The 24,965-nt window shown below is 66.9% G+C and carries 25 protein-coding genes, 1 tRNA gene and 1 pseudogene; 11 read left to right on the forward strand and 16 right to left on the reverse strand.

Features of this window, described 5'->3' with window-relative positions:
• The first annotated feature begins 160 nt into the window (after nucleotides 1-160).
• On the forward strand, nucleotides 161-853 hold the full coding sequence (locus tag DSC_RS10240) for an aspartate/glutamate racemase family protein (RefSeq protein ID WP_043291238.1): 693 nt from the start codon (nucleotides 161-163) through the stop codon (nucleotides 851-853).
• Nucleotides 854-1,369: 516 nt separating this feature from the next.
• Here the strand turns inward: DSC_RS10240 and DSC_RS10245 are convergent.
• From DSC_RS10245 to DSC_RS10300, 13 genes are all read right to left on the reverse strand, one after another.
• On the reverse strand, nucleotides 1,370-2,938 hold the full coding sequence (locus DSC_RS10245) for a terminase large subunit (protein WP_014161098.1): 1,569 nt from the start codon (nucleotides 2,936-2,938) through the stop codon (nucleotides 1,370-1,372).
• Entirely contained in the window at nucleotides 2,910-3,314 is a 405-nt protein-coding gene (locus tag DSC_RS16660) for a P27 family phage terminase small subunit (RefSeq protein ID WP_148268124.1), read from the reverse strand. Before DSC_RS16660 ends, DSC_RS10245 begins: the two co-directional genes overlap by 29 nt.
• 75 nt (nucleotides 3,315-3,389) lie before the next feature.
• Nucleotides 3,390-3,557, reverse strand: a complete 168-nt coding sequence (locus DSC_RS16880; RefSeq protein WP_158308234.1) for an HNH endonuclease — start codon at nucleotides 3,555-3,557, stop codon at nucleotides 3,390-3,392.
• A gap of 70 nt (nucleotides 3,558-3,627) precedes the next feature.
• Nucleotides 3,628-4,776 carry a phage portal protein gene (locus DSC_RS10255; protein ID WP_014161100.1) on the reverse strand — a complete coding sequence of 383 codons (1,149 nt, stop codon included), beginning with the start codon at nucleotides 4,774-4,776 and terminating at the stop codon, nucleotides 3,628-3,630.
• Nucleotides 4,773-5,282 (reverse strand): HK97 family phage prohead protease, encoded by a 510-nt coding sequence (locus tag DSC_RS10260; RefSeq protein WP_148268125.1) that lies wholly within the window; start codon nucleotides 5,280-5,282, stop codon nucleotides 4,773-4,775. Before DSC_RS10260 ends, DSC_RS10255 begins: the two co-directional genes overlap by 4 nt.
• A gap of 1 nt (nucleotide 5,283) precedes the next feature.
• Nucleotides 5,284-6,483, reverse strand: coding sequence for a phage major capsid protein (locus tag DSC_RS10265; RefSeq protein ID WP_014161102.1), 1,200 nt, complete (start codon nucleotides 6,481-6,483; stop codon nucleotides 5,284-5,286).
• A gap of 515 nt (nucleotides 6,484-6,998) precedes the next feature.
• The gene (locus tag DSC_RS10270) at nucleotides 6,999-8,447 is read right to left on the reverse strand and encodes an AAA family ATPase (protein WP_083833540.1); all 1,449 of its coding nucleotides are present in this window, start codon (nucleotides 8,445-8,447) and stop codon (nucleotides 6,999-7,001) included.
• A complete protein-coding gene (locus DSC_RS10275) occupies nucleotides 8,444-9,346 on the reverse strand; it encodes a hypothetical protein (protein WP_014161104.1) in 903 nt (300 codons plus the stop codon). Before DSC_RS10275 ends, DSC_RS10270 begins: the two co-directional genes overlap by 4 nt.
• A complete protein-coding gene (locus tag DSC_RS10280; protein WP_014161105.1) occupies nucleotides 9,343-9,555 on the reverse strand; it encodes a hypothetical protein in 213 nt (70 codons plus the stop codon). The genes DSC_RS10275 and DSC_RS10280 overlap by 4 nt, the downstream gene beginning before the upstream one ends.
• The gene (locus tag DSC_RS10285; RefSeq protein WP_148268126.1) at nucleotides 9,552-9,764 is read right to left on the reverse strand and encodes a DNA-binding protein; all 213 of its coding nucleotides are present in this window, start codon (nucleotides 9,762-9,764) and stop codon (nucleotides 9,552-9,554) included. The genes DSC_RS10280 and DSC_RS10285 overlap by 4 nt, the downstream gene beginning before the upstream one ends.
• A 92-nt stretch (nucleotides 9,765-9,856) precedes the next feature.
• Entirely contained in the window at nucleotides 9,857-10,252 is a 396-nt protein-coding gene (locus tag DSC_RS10290; RefSeq protein WP_014161107.1) for a hypothetical protein, read from the reverse strand.
• Nucleotides 10,253-10,254: 2 nt separating this feature from the next.
• Nucleotides 10,255-11,319, reverse strand: a complete 1,065-nt coding sequence (locus tag DSC_RS10295) for a tyrosine-type recombinase/integrase (RefSeq protein WP_043290542.1) — start codon at nucleotides 11,317-11,319, stop codon at nucleotides 10,255-10,257.
• 85 nt (nucleotides 11,320-11,404) lie between these two features.
• Nucleotides 11,405-11,490 (reverse strand) — tRNA-Leu (locus tag DSC_RS10300).
• 312 nt (nucleotides 11,491-11,802) lie between these two features.
• On the opposite strand from DSC_RS10300, the gene DSC_RS10305 reads away from it, so the two are divergent.
• A complete protein-coding gene (locus tag DSC_RS10305) occupies nucleotides 11,803-13,542 on the forward strand; it encodes a vWA domain-containing protein (protein WP_014161109.1) in 1,740 nt (579 codons plus the stop codon).
• A gap of 109 nt (nucleotides 13,543-13,651) precedes the next feature.
• Here the strand turns inward: DSC_RS10305 and DSC_RS10310 are convergent, their stop codons facing one another.
• On the reverse strand, nucleotides 13,652-16,546 hold the full coding sequence (locus tag DSC_RS10310) for an EAL domain-containing protein (RefSeq protein ID WP_014161110.1): 2,895 nt from the start codon (nucleotides 16,544-16,546) through the stop codon (nucleotides 13,652-13,654).
• 245 nt (nucleotides 16,547-16,791) lie between these two features.
• Here DSC_RS10310 and DSC_RS10315 point away from each other — a divergent pair, with 245 nt between their 5' ends.
• The 9 genes and pseudogenes from DSC_RS10315 (at nucleotide 16,792) to DSC_RS10355 (ending at nucleotide 23,411) form a co-directional block, all read left to right on the forward strand.
• Nucleotides 16,792-17,346 (forward strand): RNA polymerase sigma factor, encoded by a 555-nt coding sequence (locus DSC_RS10315; RefSeq protein ID WP_014161111.1) that lies wholly within the window; start codon nucleotides 16,792-16,794, stop codon nucleotides 17,344-17,346.
• The gene (locus tag DSC_RS15730) at nucleotides 17,343-18,431 is read left to right on the forward strand and encodes a hypothetical protein (RefSeq protein ID WP_014161112.1); all 1,089 of its coding nucleotides are present in this window, start codon (nucleotides 17,343-17,345) and stop codon (nucleotides 18,429-18,431) included. Before DSC_RS10315 ends, DSC_RS15730 begins: the two co-directional genes overlap by 4 nt.
• Nucleotides 18,428-19,048, forward strand: a complete 621-nt coding sequence (locus DSC_RS10330) for an IMPACT family protein (RefSeq protein ID WP_014161113.1) — start codon at nucleotides 18,428-18,430, stop codon at nucleotides 19,046-19,048. The genes DSC_RS15730 and DSC_RS10330 overlap by 4 nt, the downstream gene beginning before the upstream one ends.
• A gap of 73 nt (nucleotides 19,049-19,121) precedes the next feature.
• Nucleotides 19,122-20,924: an ABC transporter transmembrane domain-containing protein gene (locus tag DSC_RS10335; RefSeq protein ID WP_014161114.1), complete on the forward strand. Its 1,803-nt coding sequence runs from the start codon at nucleotides 19,122-19,124 to the stop codon at nucleotides 20,922-20,924.
• Between the two features lie 64 nt (nucleotides 20,925-20,988).
• Nucleotides 20,989-21,174 (forward strand): DUF3606 domain-containing protein, encoded by a 186-nt coding sequence (locus DSC_RS10340; RefSeq protein WP_014161115.1) that lies wholly within the window; start codon nucleotides 20,989-20,991, stop codon nucleotides 21,172-21,174.
• A gap of 65 nt (nucleotides 21,175-21,239) precedes the next feature.
• Nucleotides 21,240-21,755 carry a histidine phosphatase family protein gene (locus DSC_RS15735; RefSeq protein ID WP_148268127.1) on the forward strand — a complete coding sequence of 172 codons (516 nt, stop codon included), beginning with the start codon at nucleotides 21,240-21,242 and terminating at the stop codon, nucleotides 21,753-21,755.
• Nucleotides 21,752-22,459, forward strand: coding sequence for a deoxyribonuclease V (nfi, locus tag DSC_RS10350; RefSeq protein WP_014161117.1), 708 nt, complete (start codon nucleotides 21,752-21,754; stop codon nucleotides 22,457-22,459). Before DSC_RS15735 ends, nfi begins: the two co-directional genes overlap by 4 nt.
• Nucleotides 22,460-22,466: 7 nt before the next feature.
• Nucleotides 22,467-22,706: pseudogene (locus DSC_RS17265) on the forward strand (pirin-like C-terminal cupin domain-containing protein); the annotation flags it as partial.
• A 243-nt stretch (nucleotides 22,707-22,949) separates the two neighbouring features.
• Nucleotides 22,950-23,411, forward strand: a complete 462-nt coding sequence (locus DSC_RS10355; protein ID WP_148268128.1) for a hypothetical protein — start codon at nucleotides 22,950-22,952, stop codon at nucleotides 23,409-23,411.
• Nucleotides 23,412-23,495: 84 nt separating this feature from the next.
• Here DSC_RS10355 and DSC_RS10360 read toward each other — a convergent pair whose 3' ends face one another.
• Entirely contained in the window at nucleotides 23,496-24,350 is an 855-nt protein-coding gene (locus tag DSC_RS10360) for a pirin family protein (RefSeq protein WP_014161119.1), read from the reverse strand.
• 320 nt (nucleotides 24,351-24,670) lie between these two features.
• Nucleotides 24,671-24,877, reverse strand: a complete 207-nt coding sequence (locus DSC_RS10365; protein WP_014161120.1) for a cold-shock protein — start codon at nucleotides 24,875-24,877, stop codon at nucleotides 24,671-24,673.
• Between the last annotated feature and the right edge of the window lie 88 nt (nucleotides 24,878-24,965).

Consider the following 24,965-nt stretch of genomic DNA (forward strand, 5'->3'; position numbering starts at 1 on the left):
CTGTTGAGATAACAGGCGCTGGATAACCAGCTATGCGGCTGGCGCTCGACGCTCATCAGTCAAGACAGAGCGTCTTTTTTTGCGGTGCAGGAGATTATACTAAAGTGCCGAAAAACGGTTTTTATAATCATGTGCAGGACGAATGAAGTACATTGACGCGATGCAGACCATTGGCCTGATCGGCGGCATGAGCTGGGAATCCACCCTGCTCTACTACCGGATCATCAACCAGACCGTGCGCGACACGCTCGGCGGGCTGCATTCGGCCAGGCTGCTGCTGCACAGCGTGGATTTCCACGAGATCGAAACGCTGCAGCACGCCGGCCACTGGGATGCCGCCGGTGAGGCCATGGCCGCGGCGGCGCGTTCGCTGCAGGCAGGTGGCGCCGATTTCATCGTGTTGTGCACCAACACCATGCACAAGGTCGCAGACGCGATCACCGAGGCCACGCCGCTGCCGCTGCTGCACATCGCCGATGGCACCGCCGATGCGCTCGCGGCCGCCGGCATCACCCGCGTCGGCCTGCTCGGCACGCGCTTCACGATGGAGCAGGATTTCTATCGCCAGCGGCTGGAGGCGCGCGGCTTCGAAGTCATCACCCCGAACGCCGACGAGCGCGGGCAGGTGCACCGGATCATCTACGACGAACTGTGCAAGGGCGTGATCGGCGAGGATTCGCGCACGACCTACCGCCAGATCATGGCCGCACTGGCCGAAGCCGGCGCCGAAGGCATCATCCTGGGCTGCACCGAGATCTCGCTGCTGGTGGACCATCGCGATGCGACCGTGCCCCTGCTGGACACCACCGCGCTGCACGCGCGCGCAGCGGCGTTGCGGGCGCTTGGCGGCTGAGCGCCTTCAACACATGCTGGCGCACCGTTTGTCCACGGTGCAGCCGGACAAAGCAAGGGGCTGGGCTGCCAAGCCCAACCCTTGTTTGTACTGGTGCCGAAGGTGGGACTCGAACCCACACGCTTTTAAGGGCGGCGGATTTTGAGTCCCGTTCTATGGCTGTCGCAGCTTGTTGACTGTCTTAGAATTCAATGGGTTAGGCGTTGTCAGTCATTGCCAGAAGTTGGCTTTTTCAGGTGCCGGTGTCCCACATTTGTCCCATGCAAAAAGAAGGCCCGAACCTAGGTGCACCTGCCTATGGATCCGCAACATCCGCAACATCCGCAACAACGGCTGCCGTGCAGGCAAAAAGAAGGCCCGAACCTAGGTCACCCAGGCTCAGGCCTTGCAGGTTCGAGCGCTGGATGACGCCCCTCTGCGGCCGGTGTTTTTCATGAGACGGCACGAACCGGCTTATCCGTCACGGTGGGGGTGAAACCCTGGCCCGCAGGCCCCCAGCCGCCATGCCCGCGGGCCTCAAATGAAGATCAGCCCTCGCTCGGCGTAGGGATCAACGGCAGGCGCCTCGGCCACCATGTAGCGGCCGATGCCCATGACAGCGGCCACCACGCCATCAATGCGCTCATTTGACTTGGCCTTGGATGGCTTCAAGTTGCCAGCCGCGTCCATCTCGACGGTGACGTTAGACACCATCCACCGCAACACCGGGTGCCCGTCGTGCAGCAGCTCACGCCCGATAATCCGGCGCTCTAATTCCTTTGTCGGCGCCGCCATGGATGCGAAGCCCTGCCCGAATCCCACCATCGCCAAGCCGTCACCCTGAAGTTGGGTTGCAAGCTGCGTGGCGTTCCAGCGGTCATAGGCAATTTCGCGGATGCGGTAGCGGTCAGCCAGTGCATGGATATCGGCACGGATGCGGTCGTAGTCCGTCACAGCGCCGTCGGTGGCCGTCACCAGGCCCTTGGCCACCCAGATATCGAACGGCACCCGGTCGCGCCTCACGCGCTCGTGGATGCGCTCTGAGGGTATCCAGAAGTGCGGCACCAGCACCAGCTTGTCGCCCACGCCAAACACCAGCACCAGCGCCGTGACGTCGATTGTGGATGCCAGGTCCAGGCCGCCATAGCAGTCCGCATGGGTCAGGTCCGGCAATTCACCCTTGCATGAGTCCCAATCCTTCATGCCCAGCCATCTGGCGTCCTGCTCCGTCCATTGATTCAGCAGCAGGCGCCTGAACGTGTTCTCATAGGCCGGTGTCGCTTGCGCCTTGGCACACTCGGCCTCGAAGTAATCAAGCTTCACGGACACGCCCAGCCCCGGATGCGCCTTGCGCCAGGTTGTCGGGTCTTTCCAGTCGTCATCCTCGCCCGCCTCAAACAGCACCGGCAGAAACGATGCGTCCTCGATGATGCCGGCCTCTACCTTCTTCGCGTAGTCGTAGAGTTCGAAGCACAGCGAATGCTTGTCAAAGCCGGCCGTGGTGGTGACGACTGTCAGGGGTTGCCGGCGTGCGCCCGTGCTCGTTGTCAACGTGTCCCACAAGTCACGCCCAGGCCAGCAGTGCAGCTCATCGGCGCCAATGAAGTGACAATTCAGTCCGTGCTTTGTGTAGGCATCGGACGACAAAACCCGATAGCTGCTGCCCGTCGCCGGTATGACCATGCTGTTTTTGTAAACCTCGCTTCGGCATGACAGCTCGGTCTCCATCTCCACCATTTGCTTGGCTGCGTCAAAGCACAGCCGCGCTTGGTCCCGGTCCGCCGCTGCGTTGATGACTTGCGCGCCCGGCTCGTCGTCGCAGTACAGCGCATAAAGTGCCAGCCCGGCCGCCAGCGTTGTCTTGCCTGCCTTGCGAGGGATGAAAACGAAACAGGTGCGATAGCGGCGTGTCCCGTCGGCGCGTTTCCACCCAAACAGCGGCCGCACTATGCGGTCAGCCTGCCAGTCGCTCAGGACAAACGGCAGCCCTCGCCATTCGCCGGTGGTGTGACGGATGCACTCAGCGAAAAACGAGACAGCGCGCTCTGCTGCCTCGGCGTCATACCAGAATTCTGGCTCACGAACCGAAGAATCGCGCTTTGCCATTGTCGGCCTCCGGCGCCTTGTCAGCAGTGATGCGCGCACGTGCAGCCGGCGTCATGCCAAGCTCGCCCATCAACTGCCGAAGCTGCCCCACCATCGACATGGGTGCACCGCCGCTGCGCACGGCGTCCAGGTAGGCCGCGAAGGTTTCGCAGTACGTCACCAGCAGGTCATGGTCGGACGCCTTCAGGACGCCAGCACGTGCCAGCATCGGCGCCAATCTCACCCAATGAGAAACTGCCCCCTCGCTCAGGCAGTCAGGCACCCGAGTATCGGCAGGACCGGTGTCAGGCTCGGCCGGATTGATTGGCCTTTTGCCTGCATTGCCGTTCAGCAGCCGCAGTGCAACTGGCTTGGGTCTCTGTCCACGGGTTGCCATGGTGTTATCTCTCAGTGGTCCGGATAATGCGCGGTTGCGCGTGTGAAGGTTGGGCGGCGTGCTTTGAAACTCACCTCACCAGCGATTTTCTCTGTTCCATGCATGCGTCGGATCAGTCGGGTTGCCGTCGGCGTCGTGTTCCAACCACATCTCAAGCGCATGGCAGGCCTCGCACAGTCCCAGCAGGTTGCCCGGTAAATTGTTGCGGCGGTTGCCATCCAGGTGGTGAACCTCAGTGGCCAATGCGTTATTGCATTGCCTGCACACCGGATCCCGGGCAAGTACCTTGTCCCTAATATCTCGCCAGGACAGTTTAGTCGGCTGCATTATCCAGGCCCTCGATAGTCGGAAGGTTCTCAAGCCGGCGTGCCTCACTCGGAAGCAGCCAGCCAGCACTAATGCCCTTTGCATAGAAGTCTGCACGGTTGACTGCATCGCCTCTCAGCAGCCCCTCTGCACTGTGCTCGACATAATATCGGCCGCGTGCGATAGGCCCCAGCAGTGAACGTTCTAGCGCCTGCTCCCAGCGTGTCAGCCACGGCCGCAGGGTGACGGTGACAAAGTGCCGCATCATCTCAACTGAATTACTGAAGTTGGCGTGGCGCAAATCACCCAGCAGGACAGGTGGGACATTGAATAACCGTGCCACTTCCTCGACGCTGAACTGTTGCGCTTGCAACCATTGCGCATCCTCGTTGCTCATGCTCAACGGTGAGAACGACAACCCGCCTTCAAGAATCGCAGTCTTGCCGACATTATCGGCGCCGGCATATTGCGCACGCCAGGACTCACCCAAGCGCTTGACTTGCTCTGCCGTCAAAATGCCGCTCGTTTGCAGCACACCGCTAAGCCTTGCCGAATTAGCAAAGGATCGGTTGCCATGCGCCTGCAAAGCCAGTGCACCGCCAAGCGTCTCTCGCGACGCTTGCACGCGACTACGGCCAACCAAGCCGTCGTCACTACGGTCCCGCAGGTGTAGCACTTCCTCGGCCAACAGCGAACGCACACGGCCGTCTGTGCTCACGTCATAGCGGTGGCGGCCATTTGCGAGCCTCACCACGGTGACATCACGCGGGTGAATCGGCCGCAGCTCTGCCACTGTCCCGGCTGCGTCGGTTCGGATTTCGGCGAAGGCATTGCCATGCAGCAGGCATTGCGCGGTCATCATTTCGCGCAGCTCGAATGCAGTCTGCACGCTGTTCGGACGTGCCCCCAAAATGCTTGCAAGCGGGTGCTCACTGGCCCTCTCACGATCGCCGTTATCAAGGCGCCGGTAGACATGCAACGGCAGGCTGGCAACGGTCCCTGCAATGAGGTTCACCGCTGAAAAGGCGGTGCTCACAGACTCGACACTGCGTGCGTCAACAAACTGCCCGGACGCTGAAACGGCTCCATGATTAACCAGCGCAGCCCAGCTCGGATCCGCGTCGCGCTTCTCAGTCTTTGCCCAGGGCCACTTCATACCGTCTCCAGCCACAGGCGCCGGTGGTCTGCGTGCGGCATGCGGTGGCGCAGGTTTGCAGACGTGCCATCGTAGGCCGGCCAGGACTGGACGATGCTGACTTCATGCAGCGTGACGGCCCTCAGCTCGCGCTTGTTGCCTGTCCACCGCTCGCCATCTGCGCCTACCGTAAACCCGAACGAACAGCCGCCCAGGTCGCCACGCTCGGCCAAGGCCACCAGATCGCGCCCAGCTTGCGTGTCAGGCAGTTGCAGGCTGAAGGCCAGGCCCTCACCATCCTCGGCCAGGTGCAGCGTGCCGGAGCGTGTGCGGCCCAGTACGCGCGATGGGTCATGGTCGGCCAAGGCCAGCACGTCGGCGCCGGAGTCAAGCGAAGCACGGAACGCGCCAGGCTTGATGACTTCGACGAAGCTGCCGATGCGCGCCTCAGTGCCGAATCGTGCAACGTAGCCGCTCAGGGTGCGCCCGGACGCACGGACTTCATGTGCGAAGCGCTGCTCGATCATCTTACGGGCCAGCGACAACGAACGCCTGCTCATGGCGAACGCCGACGTCAACACTTGCCATGGCGCGAACCAGGACACCTCCGCGACGGTACGGGGTTTCGGCGAACGGGTTCACCAGCAGCTCGACTGCGCCCCACTGGCCCAGCAGCACCTGACTCCAGTCACCCAGGATGGCCACGCCGGCAGGTGCGGCGTTGCTCGATGCAACCGGCAGCTCACCGATGGCGCTGGAAGTGGCGAGATAGTCAGAACCGGACGTGGCGGCCTTCAGCGTGCCGCGCAAGGCGCTCAGTGCGGCAGGCGAGGTGAACCAGCCGGACGGCACAACATTCACGCCGGCAAGCTGCTGCTCAATGGCAAGGATGTCGTCCCAGTCGGCCGGCATTGCGGCAGTCTGCACGCCAGCGCGCCCGATAATCCCCTGCGGCTGCCCGGCCAGGCCAGTGCCCGAGATGATGGCAGTATCGACAGCAGCGGCAATGGCAAAACTCAGGTCGTCGCGCACCAATGCCTCGATGTCCGGCGCGGACTGCAAGATAAGCTGCCGGCTCATTTCGGTGATGCCACCGACGGTTTTCGGGCTCAGGGTGATTGCGTCGAACGTCATGTCGCTTTCAGGCAGCGCGGCGCCCTCGGCAACCCAACCAACCGACAAGCCGGTGCCGGCCTTCGGAATGCTGACATTGCCAGTCAGGCCGGACAGGGTGCGAACGCCCAAGGTCCGCACCAGCAGGCTGTTTCGCAGTGGCCCGATAAACTGGTCGGCCATGTGCGCGGTGCCCACCAGCTCAGGCGCGGTGGCCGTGGTGGTGGCGCGTCGCTCGAATGCGGACATGGGCACTAGGACGCCGCCATGCTTTGCTGCACCGTGCCGCCGCTCAAGCTCTGCATGCATTTCAGCCTCGGCACCGCTCAATGCTCGGCCTTCAACCATGCTGCGAATGACGCTCAGGACGGACACCCGGCTCTCGAGCGCACTACCGTGCTCGCCCGATACCGGCGTCCCAGGTGCGCGGCGTTCGGCCTCGGCCATGAACTGCGCGCGGGCCTCGGCGGCTTCCAGGCTCTGGATCTCGGCCTTGAGGCTATCGAACTTGGCCGTTTCGTCAGCCGTGAGCGCGCGGTCACCGGCGGCAGAGATAATGGCTCGGGCTTCGGCGACTTTGGCGCTGCGCAGCTCGCGGATGGCTTGAACGGACATTTTGCGGGTTTCTCATGAATGAATTACCGCGCGAGATATCACCGGCCGGCGCGCCATGCAACCTCACTTGCGGGTGATACTTAGCGACACGTGGCGAGGCTAACTATCAGTGAGACTTCATGGGTGAAGTGCGCAGGTGCCGGGTGGGACACTGGCACCTCGCAACCTGCGTAGGTTTGCGTAGGTTCGAACTAACGCAGAACTCACGAACTCACGCAGGCAAGCACCGCGTCTTCCCCATGATGGCGGCGCTTTTTGCCTATCCCTCAGAAGCTCCGGCAGCAGGGGTAGAACCGGCGGTAGGCGGCTCGACTCAACAACGACGCCCTATAGGGTTTTGCTACCGTCGTTGAGTCAGTCAGTGACGTTGTGCGAGCAAGGCAAAGGGACGAATGCGCCTGCTTCGCGCTTTTCGTCTCCATTGCTTGCCTGTATCGACTCGACGCCACCCACCGTCGAGTCAACCGTTGAGTCAAAGCCATACACAGCAAGGCTTTCAGCGGCCAGTGACGGTTTCAAGAGACAACCACCGTCGAGTCAGCGGGCCGATACACCGCACCGCCGTCCTTCATGCGCGGTATCGGCTCTTTGGTGCAGGTCAACAGCCCCTCGTCCACCGCCGCTTCAAGGTAGGGTTTGGCCCAGGTCGATGACTTGCCAGCAGCGACACTCACTGCCCGTGCAGTGGGTTGTTTGCCGGCCTTGTGCAGTTTCTCCGCCAGCGCAACCACATGCGTCACGCTGGCGCCCTGTGCGTTGCTGCGAGCCTCTGCGCGCACATTGCCACGCTCGGCCATCACCATTTCCCGAACCTTGCGCCAGGGTTTGCCTTGCAGCGTGGGTAGCGGCTCGTGCTCGATAGCGGCGGGTCCGAAGTCGGTCTGCCGCCACGCGAAGAACAGCGGCGGCGGATCCATGCCCTTTGAGCTGTCCAGGGTGACAAGCGCCGTCACTCGGCCATCGTGGCTGCCTGCCATCTTGCGCAGCACGGTTCTAGCGTCGGTAGCGTCGAACGGGTCAGCGTCACTGCCAAGGTTCACCAGCATGGCGTTCTGGCGACTGTTGTAGACAAGCGCCGTCCCGCCGCGAATGTCGGCCGTGCTGATATTCAGGTCGGCCAGGTTGTTGTCGGCCGCCTGGCTTGTGTGGTGCACCAGAATGCAGGCCACGTTCAATTCGCGTGCGACACGCTTCAGGCAAGCAATGAGCATTTTGTGTCCGCGCGTGTCCTCCTCGGCATCGCTCAAGGTTGAAGCTGTCTCGAACACCACCAGCACCGGCGCATCTGGCCTGTCCATCAGCGGCCGCATGGCCTCTACCAGTGCCGCATCGGTGCCGGTAGGGACTGGACTGCGGTCGGCCACAGTCACCAGCGTGCGAAAGGCTGCCATCTCCTGCGAGTCAAGGTCTGGCACCAGAATGCGGCGCTTCACCTGTGCGGCCTGCTGCGGCCCAAGCTGCGAGCATTGCGCGGCAACCTTGCGTGCGTACTGCCGGCGGTCGTCCTCTGCCGAGAAAATAACCACGCTCCGTCCAACGGGTGGGTTCAGCCGTCCAACGTCGTGCTGAATCGCCACCGCCACCGCCAGTCCGACGATAACCGTTGTCTTACCCTCACGGCCGCGCGCACCGATAACGCTCACCTCGCCAAGCGGAAACAGGCCACGCTCACCAGCCTGGAACACGTGCGGGTGTGGCGCACGCGAAGCCTCAAGCTCGGCGTCTGTCATTGGCCGCAAAAGGCCTGAAATGGTGTCCGATAGGCTCGGCGGCCTGTCAGGCTCCACGTCAGCCGCACAATAGTCGCCGGCCAGTTGCTCAAGCCGTGCCAGCTCATCGTCGTCAATGCGCCCTTGAATTTCAGAAATTGTTGCGGTAGAGTGCGAATGCAGCCTGTCAACGCCTGCGTCTCGCCCTGAAGCCCCGGCCCGCCAGCCGGGGTTTCGCTTTTCATGCATGCTCATGCGCGATCCCTCCCCATGGTTTGCGCCATCTCCTTGAGATATCCGCGCTCCGACGCCTGTGCCGCAGCCGCCACGTGCAATGCGTTTTCAGGCAATAGCGCCTCGATCCGCTTCCGCAGCAGGCCGCGCATGATGTGAGCCGGCATGGCCTCGGCCTCAACCGTTTCTTTGATGTGCAGCGCGCGCCGGTCGCCTTCCTTCCTTGGCTTGGTCGGCAGGTCGTAGTGCTCTATCTGCTCCTGCGTGATGCCGATGCGCTCGAATGTCATTTTGACGGCCGGGTCCAGGTGCTGGCGCAACGCCTCTTCGATCTTTCGGTCAATCAGCACACCGGCCGGGTCATAGTCGCCAGCGTAGAAAATGTGCAGCGGCCGGCCGTCGTCGTCCTCATTGATCTGGACGGCGGCGTCATGGGTAAAGCTCAGCGACGCGAAGCCTCCAGACGGATAAAGTGTGACTGCAAGCTCCTGGCATGTTTCCAGTAGCACGCTGGCCAGTGATCGGGACTCAACCCAAACTTCGCAGCGATATTCGGCGTCCCGCCATGGGTCGGCACGATATAAGTGCGTCATTCGCTCTACAAAGTCAGCAGCGCCGCTGAATGTGTTGACGAAAAACCCGTTCCTCGTTGCATCGACAACCCACCCGTAAGGCACGCGCCCGGACGCTCGCAGCTCGACAAGCCGGTGCTGGACGTGGCGGTAACCTCGGTCCGACTTTTCGACGGGTTCAGGCAAGCGCGGGTTAGTCATCAGGTAGAACACGTGCCGGACGGACTGCGGGTGATCCGCCTTCAGTGCCGCGATGATCTGTAGGTCCAGCTGCTCAACCTGCGCACTGGTGCGGCGGAATCGCTTTATTGCGCGCGCGTGATAAAAGTCTGCCGGTGCGACGCTCATGCGCACACCTCCTGACTCAACGCCACAGTCAGCAGGCTCGCAGTCCGTGCCATGCCGTGCAGGTGCCGGGTGACTGCCTCTGCACGCTTGACGCTGGGATCCAACCTGAGCCGCTGTAGCTCGGCCACCAGGCGATCGGCGGCCCAGATAAGCTCGCTGGCGCGCCCCTCCGGCGTGCGTGAATACGTGGCGTCGTAGGCGGCGTTCATACGGCAACCTCGCGACGGGTTTGCTGCTGCGAGTCCACCCACCGGTCGAATGCGTCGGTGTCGATGTAAACGCGCTTGCCGATGCGGACAATGACTCCGTTATCGGACATGCCGTTTGTCTTTTCGTTGAAAATCCACCAGCGAACTTGCGCCTCGCTGAAGGGCGAACCATCCGCGAACGCTGAAACTGTCTTTAGTGCGCGTGCCATAACCATTCCTCTAGGTGACTCTCAATAACGGATGTCATTGAGTGTCAGGAATAGTTATGCATGCTCCCGCCTCACGCAAAAACCAATAATAATTATTGGTTGCCGGGGTCAGGGATTCCCACCATGTCGAACGCACCAGGCCGGTATTTTTTGATCGCTTTTTCCACGGCCTGCTCACTCACGCCCACGCGGTCCGCGATCCTCTCCAGCGCCTGCCCGTGAGTCAGGCCATTTGCACGGCCCACCGCGTACACAAGCGCCTCAGAACCGTGGCAGAACTTCGGCGCCGGCCCCTGCTTGCGTTTTGGCCCCATCGGAATTGATGCGGCGAACGCACGGATCGCACCGGCTGCAAAAGTTTGCTCCATCCGACTGGTGAGCGCCTCGCCGGACTCGATGCGTTTTGCCAGCCCCTCGAGAAACTCTTTCTGGCTCCCCGCGACTTGCGCGTGCTTCTCATCGGACACGTGGAAGGTGACTTTGCTCATCGTCAGCCCCCCAGCTTGCCGGCGATGCTCGCCAGCGTGGCGCGGACGTGCTCACCGCTTTGGTGCGAGTACCGGCGCGCCATCGTCAAAGTCTTGTGTCCCAGCGCATCGGCCACCTGCGCCAGCCCGGCGCCGCCTTGGGTCAGCCATGATGCGGTCGTGTGCCGCAGGTCGTGAAACCGGAAGTCCTTCAGTCCAGCCGCATCACGGACGCGCTGCCACGCGCTGTGCAGGCCCCAGGGTGAGCCGTCGCGGTAGCCCTTGAACACCCACCCTTGCTTTGTCGGGTCGCGGTCGTAGTGCGCCTGTAGCGCGCCCTGTGCCATGCCGACAATGGGGACGTGACGCGGCTGCCCGTTCTTTGTCTCGCGGATTGTCAGCGTCCATTCCTCAAAGGACACGTCCTCCCATCGCAGAAACCGGATGTTTGACTGCCGTAGCCCGGTGGCGAGCGCCAGCACCACGCACACCTCGATGTTCGGGTCGTGGTCGGCACGGCAGGCATCCAGCAGCGCGCGGCGTTCGTCGTCAGAAAGGAACCGGATGACGCCTTCGGACTCCCTCGCCTTGCCCACGGACAGCACCGGGTTAGCAGGTAGCCAGCCAAGCTCCTTCCAGGCCCACTTGCACACGCCCGAGATGCCCGCCAGGTATCGGTTGATGGTGGCGCCGGACAGCGGCGTCCCGTTGCGTGTCATGCGCTTGGCCAGCTTGCCGCGTCCCTCTGCGATAGTGGCCGGCGTCAGTCGGTCGAGCGTGACGTGCCCGAACTCGGCGCGCCACCATGCCAGCTGTGTCCTGACATCAGCGGCACTCAGGTTGTGCGCCTTTGTCGGCAGGTAGTCGGCCAGGTACTTGTCGATCAGATCGGCCAGCGTGCGCCGGCGGTCGGCGGTCTGCGCCACGAACACGCCATGCCCAAGGTCGCTTTCAGTCTTGGCGGCCCACGCCTTAGCGTCTGTCAGCCGCTTGAAAGTGCGTGTGCGCGGTGCCTCGCCTCGAAGCCGAACCTTCACTCGGTAGCTGACAGTGCCTGTCCCGGTGGTGCGTTTCTCAATGGTGGCCATTGTCTTTTGTTGACAGTTGTGTCCCGCTTTTGTCCCACGGACTCTTGCGGGTGTCAACCAAACACGGCCAAGTCATTGATTTCATTGGTGCCGAAGGTGGGACTCGAACCCACACGCTTTTAAGGGCGGCGGATTTTGAGTCCGCTGCGTCTACCGTTCCGCCACTTCGGCGCGGCCGGGCAGTATAGCGAGATGCAGGCCGTCGGGGTATGGGATTGCCGACCCCGGTGACGGCAGCGCCCACCGGGTCTGGCACGGCGCCCGGCAGCCGTGCTGGCTCCCCGGCATCCTTGAAAGCGCCTGCGCGGCGCCGCGCAGGCGTCGGGAATGGTCACCTGCGCATGTCGCGGCATGGCCGACCCGGCACCGGCGTGCCAGGCGCCACGGCCTCGGGCGGCGGCGTGGTGAACTTTTTCGGATCGGTTCACCCCGCTGGTCGGGCTCGCGCGTTTGCAGCCTGGGTCCAACACGGGAGTTGCCGCCATGTCGCACCTGTCTCGCCCCTGCCTGACCCTGCTCACCGTCGCCATGCTGGCGGCCTGTTCTTCCGCGCCATCGCCGCAGGCGCTTGCCCCTGCCCCGCCGGAAGCCGCGCGCGCGGACCGCCTGCAAGTGCAGGCCGGAAAAACCGCCAACCAGGCGGCACATCCGAGCGCAACCACCGAACGCCGCGTGCGGACCTATACGCCACCCGCCGCGCCCGCGCAGCCCCCACCACCGGCAGCCATCGCCGCCTACCCTGCACCTGCCGCGATCGCGCCGCCGCCACCGCCGCCGTCGGTCAACACCGAGCGCTATGCCCGGCATGAGGACAACCCGGTCCGGCGCACCGCCGAGCAGCCGCTGTCCACCTTCTCCATCGATGTCGATACCGGCAGCTACGCCAACATGCGGCGCATGGTCAGCCACGGCCAGCGCCCGCCGGCCGATGCGGTGCGCGCGGAGGAGTTCATCAACTACTTCGACTACCACCATCGCGCGCCGGCCACGCGCGACACGCCGTTCCGGGTCACCACCGAACTGGCGCCGGCGCCGTGGAATGCACAGCGCCAGCTGCTGATGATCGGCATCAAGGGCTACGAACTGCCCAGGCGCGATCTGCCGCCGTCCAATCTGGTGTTCCTGCTGGACACCTCCGGTTCGATGGACGCGCAGGACAAGCTGCCGCTGCTCAAGCGCGCGCTGGCCATGCTGGTGCCGCAGCTGCGCGCGCAGGACCGGGTGTCGATCGTGGTCTATGCCGGCTCGGCCGGGTTGGTGCTGCCGCCGACGCCCGGCGACCGGCACGACAAGATCCTGGCGGCGCTGGATCAGTTGCAGGCCGGCGGCAGCACCAACGGCGGCGATGGCATTCGGCTGGCATACGCGATGGCGCGGCAGGGCTTCATCAAGGACGGCAGCAACCGGGTGATCCTGGCGACCGATGGCGATTTCAACGTCGGCACGGTCAGCCAGGACGCGCTGGAAACCCTGGTCGGCGATGGGCGCGCCGCCGGCATCGCGCTGACCACGCTGGGCTTGGGCCAGGGCAACTACAACGACGCGCTGGCCGAGCGCCTGGCGGATGTGGGCGATGGCAACCACGCCTACATCGACTCGGACCAGGAAGCGCGCAAGGTGCTGGTCCAGCAGATGCAGGGCACGCTGCTGACCATCGCGCGCGATGTGAAGATCCAGGTGGAATTCAACCCCGCCGCGGTCGCCGAGTACCGCCTGATCGGCTACGAGAACCGCGCCCTGCGCCGCGAGGATTTCGCCAACGACAAGGTCGATGCCGGCGACATCGGCGCCGGCCATGAGGTCACCGCCCTGTACGAACTGACCCCGACCGGCTCGCAGGCCGCGCGCCTTCAGGCCCTGCGCTACGGGGCCAAGTCCATCGCCGGCGGCGATGCGCGCGAAGTGGCCCAGCTGCGCCTGCGCTACAAGCGGCCCGGCCAGCAGACCAGCGCCCTGATCGAGACCCCGATCCTGGCCGACGCGCTCAGGCGCCAGCCCAGCGAAAGTGCGCGCTTTGCCAGTGCGGTGGCCGGCTACGCCGACCTGCTGCGCGGTGGCAGCCGCTTCGATGGCTGGCGCTGGGAGCAGGTGCTGGCCACCGCGCGCGGGGCGCGGGGCGAGGATCGCGACAGCCGGCGTACCGAGTTCGTCGGCCTGATCGAACAGGCCCGCGGCCTGATCGAGCCGGCGCACGGTGCCGTGGCGCTGGCCCCGCCACGCTGACCAACGCCCTGTGAAACGCGGCGCAGGCCGATCCGCAGACGGGGCGGCCTACTGCGAAGTCGTTTCCCCGCCGGGGCGCCCGGCCCGGGTGCGCCCCCGGACAGAGGCTTCAGAGCACCTTTTCGCCCAGCACCGGTCCGGGCCGCCCCAGCAGGTAGCCCTGCGCGTAATCGCAGCCCAGCCCACGCAGGGCCTGCAGCTGCTCGGAGGTTTCCACCCCTTCGGCCACGGTCTGGATGCCCAGGGTGCCGGCCAGGGCCAGGATCGCGCGCACCAGGCCCACGCTCTCGGGCCGGTACTCGCTGGAGATGCCGGAAATGAAACTGCGGTCGATCTTCAGTGCCGAGATCGGGAAGCGATGCAGGTAGGACAGCGCCGAAAACCCGGTGCCGAAATCGTCCAGCTGGGCCAGTGCGCCGTGTTCGCGCAGCAGCTGCAGCATGTGCAGGGTGCGCGGGGCATCATCCAGCAGCGCCGTCTCGGTGATCTCCACGCGCAACTGGGCCGGGTTGGCGCCGGCGCGCTCGAACAACGCCAGCATCCGCTCGGCGAAGTCGGGCGAACGCAAGTGCCGCGGCGACACGTTCACCGAAACGTAGCCGTCCACGCCGTGGGCGATGCGCTCGGCGACCTGCTCGTACAGCAGCCAGTCGACCTGCTCGATCAGGCCGCTGTCCTCGCCCAGGGCGATGAACTGCGCCGGCAGCAGCAGGCCGCGGTGCTCGTGGTGCCAGCGCAGCAGTGCCTCGTGGCCGATCACCTGGCCATCGCTCAGGCGCACGATCGGCTGGTAGTGCGGGCTGAAGTCGCGGCCCTTGATCGCCCGGCGCAGGTCGGCCTCCAGGTCCAGGCTCTTCATCGCCACTTCGCGCATGGCCTCATCGAACACCGCACTGCGGTCGCGCCCCTGCGCCTTGGCCCGGTACATCGCCGCGTCGGCGTCGCGCAGCATTTCCTCGCCGCCGGTGTAGCGCGGATGCCAGGTGGCGATGCCGATGCTGGCGGCGGGGAACAGCTCGCGCCCGGCCACCCAGATCGGCCGGTTCAAGGCTTCCAGCAGGCGCGCGGCGAACTCGGTCACTTCCAGCGCATCGGTGTGGTAATGGATGACCATCGCGAACTCGTCCCCGCCCAGGCGCGCGACCAGATCGCCATCGCGCACCTGCGAGGTGATGCGGCGCGCCACTTCGATCAGCAGCTCGTCGCCGGCGGCGTGGCCGATCGAATCGTTGACCAGCTTGAACCGGTCCAGGTCCATGAACAGCACCGCGAAATGGCCGCCCTGCCCGGCGCCGGCGCGGGCGATCGCCTCGGCCAGGCTGTCCAGCAGCAGGGCGCGGTTGGGCAGCCCGGTCAGCGCATCGTGGGTGGCCTGGTAGGTCAGGCGCTGCTCGGCGCGCAGGCGCTCGCCGATCTGCGCCATCAGCTTGGCGTTGGCCTCGGCCAGCTCGAAGGTCCGCTCCTCGACCCGCCGCTCCAGCTCCAGGTGCGCGGCGCGCAGCGATTCGCGCGCGCGCTGGCGCGAGAGGCCGTTGCCGATGTGATGGGCGACGAAGGTCAAAAGGTTCTGGTCGTGCGCGGTGTAGCGCACCTGCGGCGAATAACTCTGCACCACCACGCAGCCGCGCGTTTCGTGCCCCTGCAGCAGCGGCACGCCCAGCCAACTGTGCGCCGCAGGCCCGTGCTGGACCGCCTTGCCGCTGCGGGTAAGCGTGGCGATCACCGCCGGGTCGGCCAGCAGTGGCGCGCCGGTTTCGATCACGTATTCGGTCAGGCCGCGGCTGACCTGGCGCGACTGGCGCACCGGGTCGCGTTCGTCGATCGAGTAGGGGAAATGCAGGGCCTGGCCGTCCTCGTCAAGCAGCGCGATGTAGAAGTTGCGGGCCACGATCAGCTCGTCCACCACCGCGTGCACCGCGGCATAGAACTGCTCCAGGGTGGGCGAGGTATTGGCCAGGTCGGTGATGCGGAACAGCGCGCCCTGCAGTTTTTCGGCGCGCTTGCGCTCGATGACCTCGGCCTGCAGCTCGCGGTTGGCCCGCTGCAGCTCGTGGGTGCGTTCCTGGATGCGGTCTTCCAGCTCGTCGTGGGCTTGGCGCCGGTCCACGGCGGTGAGGATGTGCTGGGCCACGTAAACCAGCAGCGCGCGGTCCTCGTCGGTGTAGCTGGCCGGGGTGTCATAGCTCTGCACCACGATCGCGCCGCAGACCCGGCCCTCGCGCAGCATCGGCACGCCCAGCCAGTCCAGGCTGTCCGGGCCGTGGCTGACATCGGGCGCCACCGCCAGGCGCTGGCGCACCACCGGGGACGGCCCACGCAGCGGCTGGCCATGCCGCAGCAGGCCCATGGTCATGCTGTTGTGCATTTCCTCTTCGCTGAACTCGCGATCCGGCTCGGCCACGTACGGATCGATCAGGTCGGCGAAATAGAGAAACCGGAGCGTGCGCCGGACATCGTCGTAGAGCACGATGTAGCAGTTCTCCGCATACATGAGGGTGCCGATCACCGCATGGATCCGCCGCAGCATCTCCTGCATTTCAAGGCCGGCGCTGGCCACGTCGGCGATCTCGTACAGCGCCTGCTGCAGGCGCTTGGATTTTTCCAGCGTGACCACCCGGGCCTGGGCGCGTTCGGATTCCAGGGTCGCACCGATCAACGCGCGGGCGGCATTCTCCCAGGCCAGCAGCTGCGCTGGCGGGACCGCCGCCGGCAGGCTGGCAGCGACCGACATGCGCGCGTTGCCTTCAGGATTGGACCAGGCCCGCACCACGGTCAGCGGGTCCTGGACCTGCGCAGGCTGGCGGTCCCACAGCGCCTGCTCGGCCTGGCCACGCAGCTCCGGACAGGCCTCGGCGGTGACCGCACCGCCGGCGCCGATGGCCCAGTCGCGCCAGCACACCACCACCTGCGCGCCCTCTGGCAGCAGCGCGCACAGCACCTGCGCCACGGCGTCGCTGGCCATGGCATCGGTCTGCACCTTGGCAGGGACAGGCTGGCCGAGCATTCGTGTTTCCCCTGTAAGCGCGGTCGCACGTGGCGCCCGCAGACGTTGATGGACACCAGCCCTGGACGGTCCGGCCGCGACCTCAACCCCGGACCGAACAGGCGCACGTTTGCACTTCCATGTCTCCAGCCACTTCCTGTCTGGCAGTATACGCAAGCGGCTACCACGGAAATCCGTCGCGGACAAGCTGCCGACGATGGCCAACCAACCTTGGTGTGGGCGTCCGGCACCACGGGCCTGGCGTGGTGAACGAGGCGAGTGCCGCCGCCGATGAGGTCCTGATGCTGGCCTACGCCGCCGGCGATGTGCGCGCCTTCGAGCAGCTCTATGCGCGCCATCGCGGGCCGTTGTACCGGTTCCTCATGCGCCAGCTGCGCAATGCGGCGCTGGCCGACGAGGTGTTCCAGGATGTGTGGCAGCGGGTGATCGCCGCGCGTGCCAGCTGGCAGCCGGAGGCGGCGTTCTCCACCTGGTTGTTCCGGATCGCGCACAACCGCCTCAACGATCATTGGCGGGCCCAGCGCCATCGCCCGGCCGCGCCGGAGGACGCCGATCAACGCGTCGCCGGCCTGGCCGATCCCGACACCCCCGAGCGGCAGCTGGCCCAGTTCGAACAGCGCCGCGACCTGCAGCGCGCCCTGGCTGCGCTGCCGGACGACCAACGCGAGGTCCTTGTTTTGCGCCTGGAACAGGAACTGACCCTGGAGGAGATCGGCCAGATCACCGGCGTCGGCCGCGAGACGGTGAAGTCGCGCCTGCGCTACGCCATGGACAAGCTGCGCGCGGGGATCGGCGCATGAGCACGCCACGCGAGCCGCTGAGTGCGCAAGAGCGCGCCCTGGCGCAGCGCCTGGCCCGCGCCGCCGGTGCACATGAGCCTGGCCCGGCGCTGGATGCCCGGATCCTGGCCGCAGCCCGAGCGGCGGTGGACGAAGCGGCGCAGGCCGCGGCGCCCGCATCCGAAGTGCCGGTGCCCAGGGCCACGCCCTCGCCGCGGTTGCCGCCGTCGCAGGCCCGGCGCCGCGATCGCAGGCGCTGGACGGTCGGCTTTGGCGTGGCCGCTTCGCTGCTGCTGGCGGTGACCGTGGCCTGGCAGCTGCGCCCGCAGCACACGCGCCGGCTCGTCCACGAATCGGCGCAGGCACCCGCCTCACCGCAGGCGGTGACCGAAGTGCCGGTCCCGGCCGCGGCCGATCGCGCCGAACCGGTGGGCACGGCCAGTGCCCCGGCACCCGGACCGGTGCGGGAGGATCCAGCGGCCAGCGCACCGCGCGCGGCACCGGCCCCGTCGGCCAAGCCCGAGCAGATCGGACTTCCGCCGCCGTCCACACCCAAGGCGCTGTCGCCAGAGCCGGCGCAAAGGCGCGAGCGGTACCCGGCCGGACCGCAAGCCGTTGCGCCAGCCGTGCCCGCCGCACAGCAGGATGCCGTCGCGCCCGCGGCACAGGCCGAGCCGCCACGCGCGGCCAGTCTTGCCCCCCCGCCGGCAGCACCGCCGGCGCCGGTGGTCGAAGCCGGCGCGGCGCCCCCGCCGCCGGCTCCATCCGATCCCATGCCCGCCCTTGAGGGCCCAGTGGACCGCCCCGATGCCCAGCGCGTCATGGCCGAAACCCCGGAGACGGCCCGCGCCGACCACCTCCAGGACGACCCCGGCGCCGGCAACCGCGAATCCGCCCCGGCCCTGGCCACCGGTGGCGACAACCCCGCCGCGCTGCAATCGGCCATCGCCCAGGACCAAGGCCTGCCCGCCCAGGCCTGGCTGCAGCGCATCCGTACCCACCGCCTTGAAGGCAACGGCGCCCTGGCCCGCGCCAGCCTGCAGGCATTCCGGCAGGCGCATCCGGACGCGCCGATCCCCGAAGACCTGCGTGCGCTGCTGCCATGACCGACACGCTGACCGGCTTGCTGCGGCAGGAAACGCTGATCAAGCACAGCCGTTTCATCGTCCAGGCCGGCCCGGTCGCATCGGCCGAAGCAGCCACGGCGTTCGTTTCGGCCGCCAGCCAGGTCGGCGCCACCCACAATTGCTGGGCCTGGCGGGTCGGTGATGCGCTGCGCTCCAGCGACGATGGCGAACCCGGCGGCAGCGCCGGCCGGCCGATCCTGGCGGCCATCGACGGCGCCGGCTTGGACCGGGTCGCGGTGGTGGTCACGCGCTGGTACGGCGGGGTCAAGCTGGGCGTGGGCGGCCTGGTCCGCGCCTACGGCGGCTGCACTGCAAGCGCCCTGCGCGACGCCCCGCGCCTGCCGCTGCGGGCCATGGCCGAACTGGACATCGCCTGCGGCTTTGACGACCTGGGCCGGGTCCATGCCGCGCTGGCCGCCGTCGCCGCCGAAAAAGCCAGCGAAACCTTCGAGGCGACCGGCGTGCGCCTGCGCGTGCGCCTGCCGGCCGATCAGGCCTGCGCCTTGAAAAACCAGCTGCGCGACGCCACCCGGGATCGGGTGCGTTGCGCCGCTGCAGCCGGGCCTGCCCAGGCCTGGACGGGACCGACCCTGTAGGCTTCCCAACCGGAACCCCCGGTCGCCGCTCGCGGCCGATGCCACGCGCCTTTCCTTATCGCCGGAACCCCCCATGACGCCCCCGCAGGCTTCCACCCTTCCCGCCGCTGGCGTCACCGAGACCACCCCACGCACCAGAGCCAAGCTGGGCAGCCTGCGGGCGCTGTGGCCGTTCGTGCGCCGGCACATGCGCCTGTTCGTGTCGTGGCTGGTCGCACTGGCGGTGGCCTCGGCGGCGACCTTGAGCCTGCCACACGCGTTCAAGCAGATGATCGACCACGGCTTCTCCAACGCCAGTGGCGCCGATATCGACAAGGCCTTCCTCGGCGTCTTCGCGGTGGTGGTGGTGCTGGCGCTGGCCAGTGCGGCCCGGTTCTTTTTCGTCTCGCTGCTGGGCGAGCGCGTGGTGGCCGACCTGCGTCGCCAGCTCTACGCCCACCTGCTGGACCTGGATGCGCAATTCCACGACCGCAACCGCAGCGGCGAGCTGCTTTCGCGGCTGTCGGCCGACAGCGAACTGCTGCGCAGCGTGGTCGGCAGCGCGATGTCGGTGGCGGTGCGCAGCTCGGTCACCGCGATCGGCTCGGTGGTGATGATGTTCGTGGCCAGTCCACGGATGGCCGCCTTCGCGCTGATTGGCATCCCGGTGGCGGTGATCCCGATCATCCTGGGCGCGCGCAGGCTGGGCAAGATGTCCCGCGCCAGCCAGGACCGGGTCGCCGATGCCAACGCGCTGGCTGGCGAGAGTCTGGGCGCGGTGCGCACGGTACAGGCGCAAGCGCGCGAACCCTACGAGCGCAGCCGCTTCGAATCGGCCGTGGCCATTTCGGTGGACACCGCGCGCCGGCGCATCCGCGCCCAGTCGCTGGTCACCGCCAGTGCCATCACGCTGGTGTTCGGGGCGATCGTGCTGGTGCTGTGGTCGGGCGCACACGATGTCATCGCCGGGCAGATGAGCGCCGGCACGCTGGCCCAGTTTGTGCTGTATGCGCTGATCGGCGGTGGCTCGATCGGGTCGCTGGCCGAGGTGTGGAACGAGCTGCAGCGCGCGGCCGGCGGCATGGGCCGGATCGGCGAACTGCTCGACGAGACCCCGCAGGTGCGCGCACCGGCCAAGCCGTTGCCCTTGCCGCGGCCAGTGCGTGGCCAGATCCGCTTCGACCATGTCACCTTCCGCTACCCCAGCCGCCCGGACCTGCCGGCGCTGGAGGATTTCACCCTGTCGATCGAACCGGGCGAAACCGTCGCGCTGGTCGGCCCCTCCGGTGCCGGCAAGAGCACCGTGCTGTCGCTGTTGTTGCGCTTCTACGACGTGCAGGCCGGGGCGATCCGCATCGACGGACTGGACCTGCGCCAGCTGGACCTGGCGGCGCTGCGCGAGCAGATCGCGCTGGTGCCGCAGGCGCCGACGATCTTCGCTGCCAGCGCGGCCGAGAACATCCGCTACGGCAAGCTCGAGGCGACCGAGCAGCAGCTGCACCAGGCTGCGATCGCCGCCGAAGCCGACGGCTTCCTGCGCGAACTGCCGGAAGGCTACGACAGCCAGCTGGGCGAGCGCGGCGCGCGCCTGTCCGGGGGCCAGCAGCAGCGCATCGCCATTGCCAGGGCCTTGCTCAAGGACGCGCCGATCCTGCTGCTGGACGAGGCCACCAGCGCGCTGGACGCGCAGAGCGAGCGCGCCGTGCAGAGCGCGCTGGAACGGCTGATGACCGGGCGCACCACCCTGGCCATCGCCCACCGCCTGGCCACCGTGCTCAGGGCCGACCGGATCGTGGTCATGGATCGCGGCCGGATCGTCGCCCAGGGCACGCACGAGGCGCTGATGGCCCAGGGCGGCCTGTATGCGGAGCTGGCCCGGCTGCAGTTCATCGACTGATCGGTCACGCCACTTTACGTCGGCCGCTCGCAGTCTGGCAGCAGCCACGTCATACGAATTCACCATGAGCAACGCATCCGAATCCCGCATTCCCAAGGACATCGCCAAGGTCGAGCTGACCGAGGAATGGCAGCTGACCTACTGGACCCGGCAGCTGGGCGTCATTGAGCAGGACCTGCGCGCGGCGGTGCAGCAAGTCGGCGACTCGAGCGAGCAGGTCAGGCGTCATCTCGAATCGCGGCGGCAGTAACGGCTGCGCCGGCGGACGCAACGATGGCGTGGCCTCGCGCCCTCCACTTGGCGTGTGTGGCGATGATGGGCCTGCTTGCGGCCTGCGCGTCTGCACCGACCAGGCCAGCGGCCGTCCTGCCCGCCCATGCAGATGCCGAGACAGTCTTCATCCTGGTGCCGCATGCGGAAACCGCCGAGGACGACCCGGACGATCCGGCGCTTTCACCCACAGGCCGGGCGCGCGCCCAAGCGCTGGCACGGCAGCTTCGGGATGTGCCGCTGGAGGCGGTCTACGCCGATGAATTCCGCCGCACCCAGCAGACCGTGATGCCGACCCTGCAGGCGCGCGGTGACCTGAAGCTCTCGCGCTATTTTTCGCGCGGCCCGCTGGACCAGACCGCACGCCAGTGGCGCCAGCAACACCGCGGCCACGTGCTGGTGGCCGGTGAGCCTGAAGCCATCGCCCCGCTGGCCAATGCCCTGTGCAATTGCACGGTCAGGCCGCTGCAGGCCGGCGAAACCGACCGCCTGATCCGCATCACGGCCGTGGCCGGCAGCCCGGTGCGGGTGGAGGACCGGCGCTACGGCGCACCGCCATGAGCCGGTCCGCATTCGGCGACTGGGACGGCAGCATCGAGGGCGCGCGCCGCCTGCAGACCCAGCTGGCCGCCCAGGTGCGGCTGGTCGACGAAGCGCCGGCGGCACCGCGCACCATCGCCGGCTTGGACGTCGGTTTCGAGGACCAAGGTGCAACCACCCGCGCCGCCGCGGTGCTGCTGGACGGCACCACGCTGCAGCTGCTGGACAGCGTGGTCGAGCGCGTGCCGACCGCGATGCCGTACGTGCCCGGGCTGCTGAGCTTCCGCGAGCTGCCGGCCCTGCTGGCCGCCCTGCAGCGGCTGGCGCAGGTGCCCGAGCTGGTGCTGGTCGATGGTCAGGGCATCGCCCATCCGCGCCGGCTGGGCATCGCCGCGCATTTCGGCCTGGCCACCGGACTGCCGACCATCGGCGTGGCCAAGAAGGTCCTGTGCGGGCGCTTCGAGCCGCCAGGCCCGCAGCCCGGCGCGCACACGCCGCTGGTCCACAACGGCGAGCAGATCGCCTGGATGCTGCGCAGCAAGGCACGCTGCAATCCGCTGGTGGTGTCCCCGGGCCATCGGGTCTCGATGGACGGCGCGCGCGAACGGGTCATGGCGCTGTTGCGCGGCTACCGCCTGCCCGAACCCACGCGCCTGGCCGACCGCCTGGCCTCGCGCCGCGGCGCCATGCCCGAGCGCGTGCCGGCGCCAACCGGCCGGTTCTAGGAAACGCGCCGGCCTCCCCAACCGGCACCTGATCGTGCTGGAGCGCGGCACCGGCCCGGTGCTGCGCGCCGGCCCCGCGCTCAAGGCGATGGATGCCGGGCGGCGAGCCGCTGGATGGCCCGCGCCACCTGTGGTGGAACTTCGTTTCGAATTCGAGGGAGCGCCTGGAGCAGGCCCGGCAGGACTGGCGGGCCGATTCGGCAGGATCGAAGGCGATCCGACGTTCATCCCATTGCCGGAACATTGAACCAGCGCACAGTCTCAAGGACCGCCCGTTGCGGATTTGTCACGCTGCCCAGGATTGGCTTATGGTGCGGCGCGGGGCAACTGTGCGCCGTGTACCGGCCATCGCTGCCGCCCGCACTCACGCGTCGGCCGGACGGATGCGCAAACGCCTGCAGGGAAACGGGGAAGCAGGCTGTCCCGGACGTTGCGTCCACGATCCATCCCGCCTCGCCTGCCGGCGCGCGGCACACCTGGGGACTGTTCGATGAAGGCACGCCTTGTTTCCGCTACTGGCCTGTTGCTGTTGCTGGCCGCGCCGATGTGCCTGGCCCAGTCCGCCATGACCTGTCCGACCCTGCCGGTGGGAACTGCCCTGCACTGGGAACGCAGTGGCAGCGGCAGCCTGCTGATCTGCAAGGCCCTCGATGCCCAGGGTGCGCAGGCCTTCGGCGTGATGCTGACCAGCAAGGCGCCGGACAAGCCCAGCGGCGCGCGCGAGGAAAAGGGCGTGATCGACGGCCACCAGGCGCGTTGGTACCACGCGCAGATCGCCAACCGACCCGACGCGCAGACCCGCCTGGCGGTGATCGAACTGGACAATGACCGCTACGCCCAGATCTGGATCGATGCCCCCAACCAGGCCGCACTGGAAACCAGTATGGCCACGGTGCGCAACCTGCAGTTCGGCCCGAACCGCCCGGTCGCCGACACCCACGGCGTCGACTGACCCCCCGCCGCGTCCAGGCGCAGCAACGAACAAGGCCGCTCGTTCGCGCGGCCTTGTTCGTTCAAGGACATGCTGTGCCGCGGCTCAGAAGCGCCCTTCCCGGAAATCGGCCACCGCCTGCATCAGCTCCTGCCTGGTGTTCATCACGAACGGCCCATGCCGCGCCACTGGCTCGCGCAGCGGACGGCCCGCCACCAGGATCAGGCGCGCGCCCTGCGGGCCGGCACGCAGCGGCAGCCGCTCCCCGCCACCGAGCACCGCCAGGGTATGGCTCTCCAGCGCGCCGGTGGCGTCGCCCTCGCCCACCATGACCGCGCCTTCGTAGGCGTAGGCAAAGGCGTTGTGGCCTTGGGGCAAGGCGTATTCCCAGCCGGCGCCGGCTTCCAGCGCGATGTCCAGGTACAGCGGATCGGTGGCCGGCTGCACGATCGGGCCGACCACCTCGCCCACCGCCCCGGCGATCACCTTGACCATGACCCCGGGCGCCGGCGTGGCCACCGGGATCTGGTCCGGTGCGAATTCCTGGTATCTGGGGTCGGTCATCTTGTCGCGCGCCGGCAGGTTCACCCACAGCTGGAAGCCGCGCAACCGGCCCGATTCCTGCTCGGGCATTTCCGAATGCACCAGGCCGCGACCGGCCGTCATCCACTGCACGCTGCCGGGCGTGAGCAAGCCCTGGTTGCCGTGGTTGTCGCGGTGGCGCATGCGCCCGTCCAGCATGTAGGTCACCGTCTCGAACCCGCGATGCGGATGTTCGGGGAAGCCGGCCAGATAGTCCTCCGGCCGGTCGGTGCCGAACTGGTCCAGCAGCAGGAACGGATCCAGCTCCGGCAGCTGCTCGGTGCCGATCACGCGGGTGAGCTTGACCCCCGCGCCATCGGAGGTCGGCTGGCCGCGCACGGTGCGCAGGATGCGGGCGGAACTGCGTTGGGCGTTCATGCAAGGGCTCCATTGACTGCCCATAACATGGCACCGGCAGGTCCGCGGGCAAAGCGCAGCGCCTTGCAACCCTGCGTTCCAGCAGAGCCGCCCGTGTCACCGCCCGCACGCCGGCGATCGACCAGCAAGGTCGGCACGACTGGCGGCGCTGCGGCCGACTTCCACACCAGCCTGGCCCACGAGCCGTCATGGAAGGGGCCCCGAACATGCGCAGGCCAGTGCCCAGCGCCTTCAACGCGATCAGGCCGTGCGCGGCCTTGGTCCGCTACAAAAAAAACCCCGCCGAAGCGGGGTTCAAGAAATCCCTGTTGGTTGCTTCTTCAGGTGACCGGGGTGATGTTGGACGCCTGTGCGCCCTTCGGTCCCTGTGTCACCTCGTAGCTCACGCGCTGGCCTTCCTGCAGGGTGCGGAAGCCTTTTGCGTTGATCGCGGTGTGATGTGCAAAGACATCGGCGCTGCCATCTTCCGGCGCGATGAATCCGAAGCCTTTCGCATCGTTGAACCACTTGACGGTACCGTACGGCATAGCTGCTTGTTTCCCCAGATTGGATCGATGGTGGTGGCACGGCTGGGCAGCCGTACCAGCCCGAGTATGCAAAGCCGCGGCCGGCTTG

Source organism: Pseudoxanthomonas spadix BD-a59 (assembly GCF_000233915.3).
In the GTDB taxonomy this organism is placed as follows: domain Bacteria; phylum Pseudomonadota; class Gammaproteobacteria; order Xanthomonadales; family Xanthomonadaceae; genus Pseudoxanthomonas_A; species Pseudoxanthomonas_A spadix.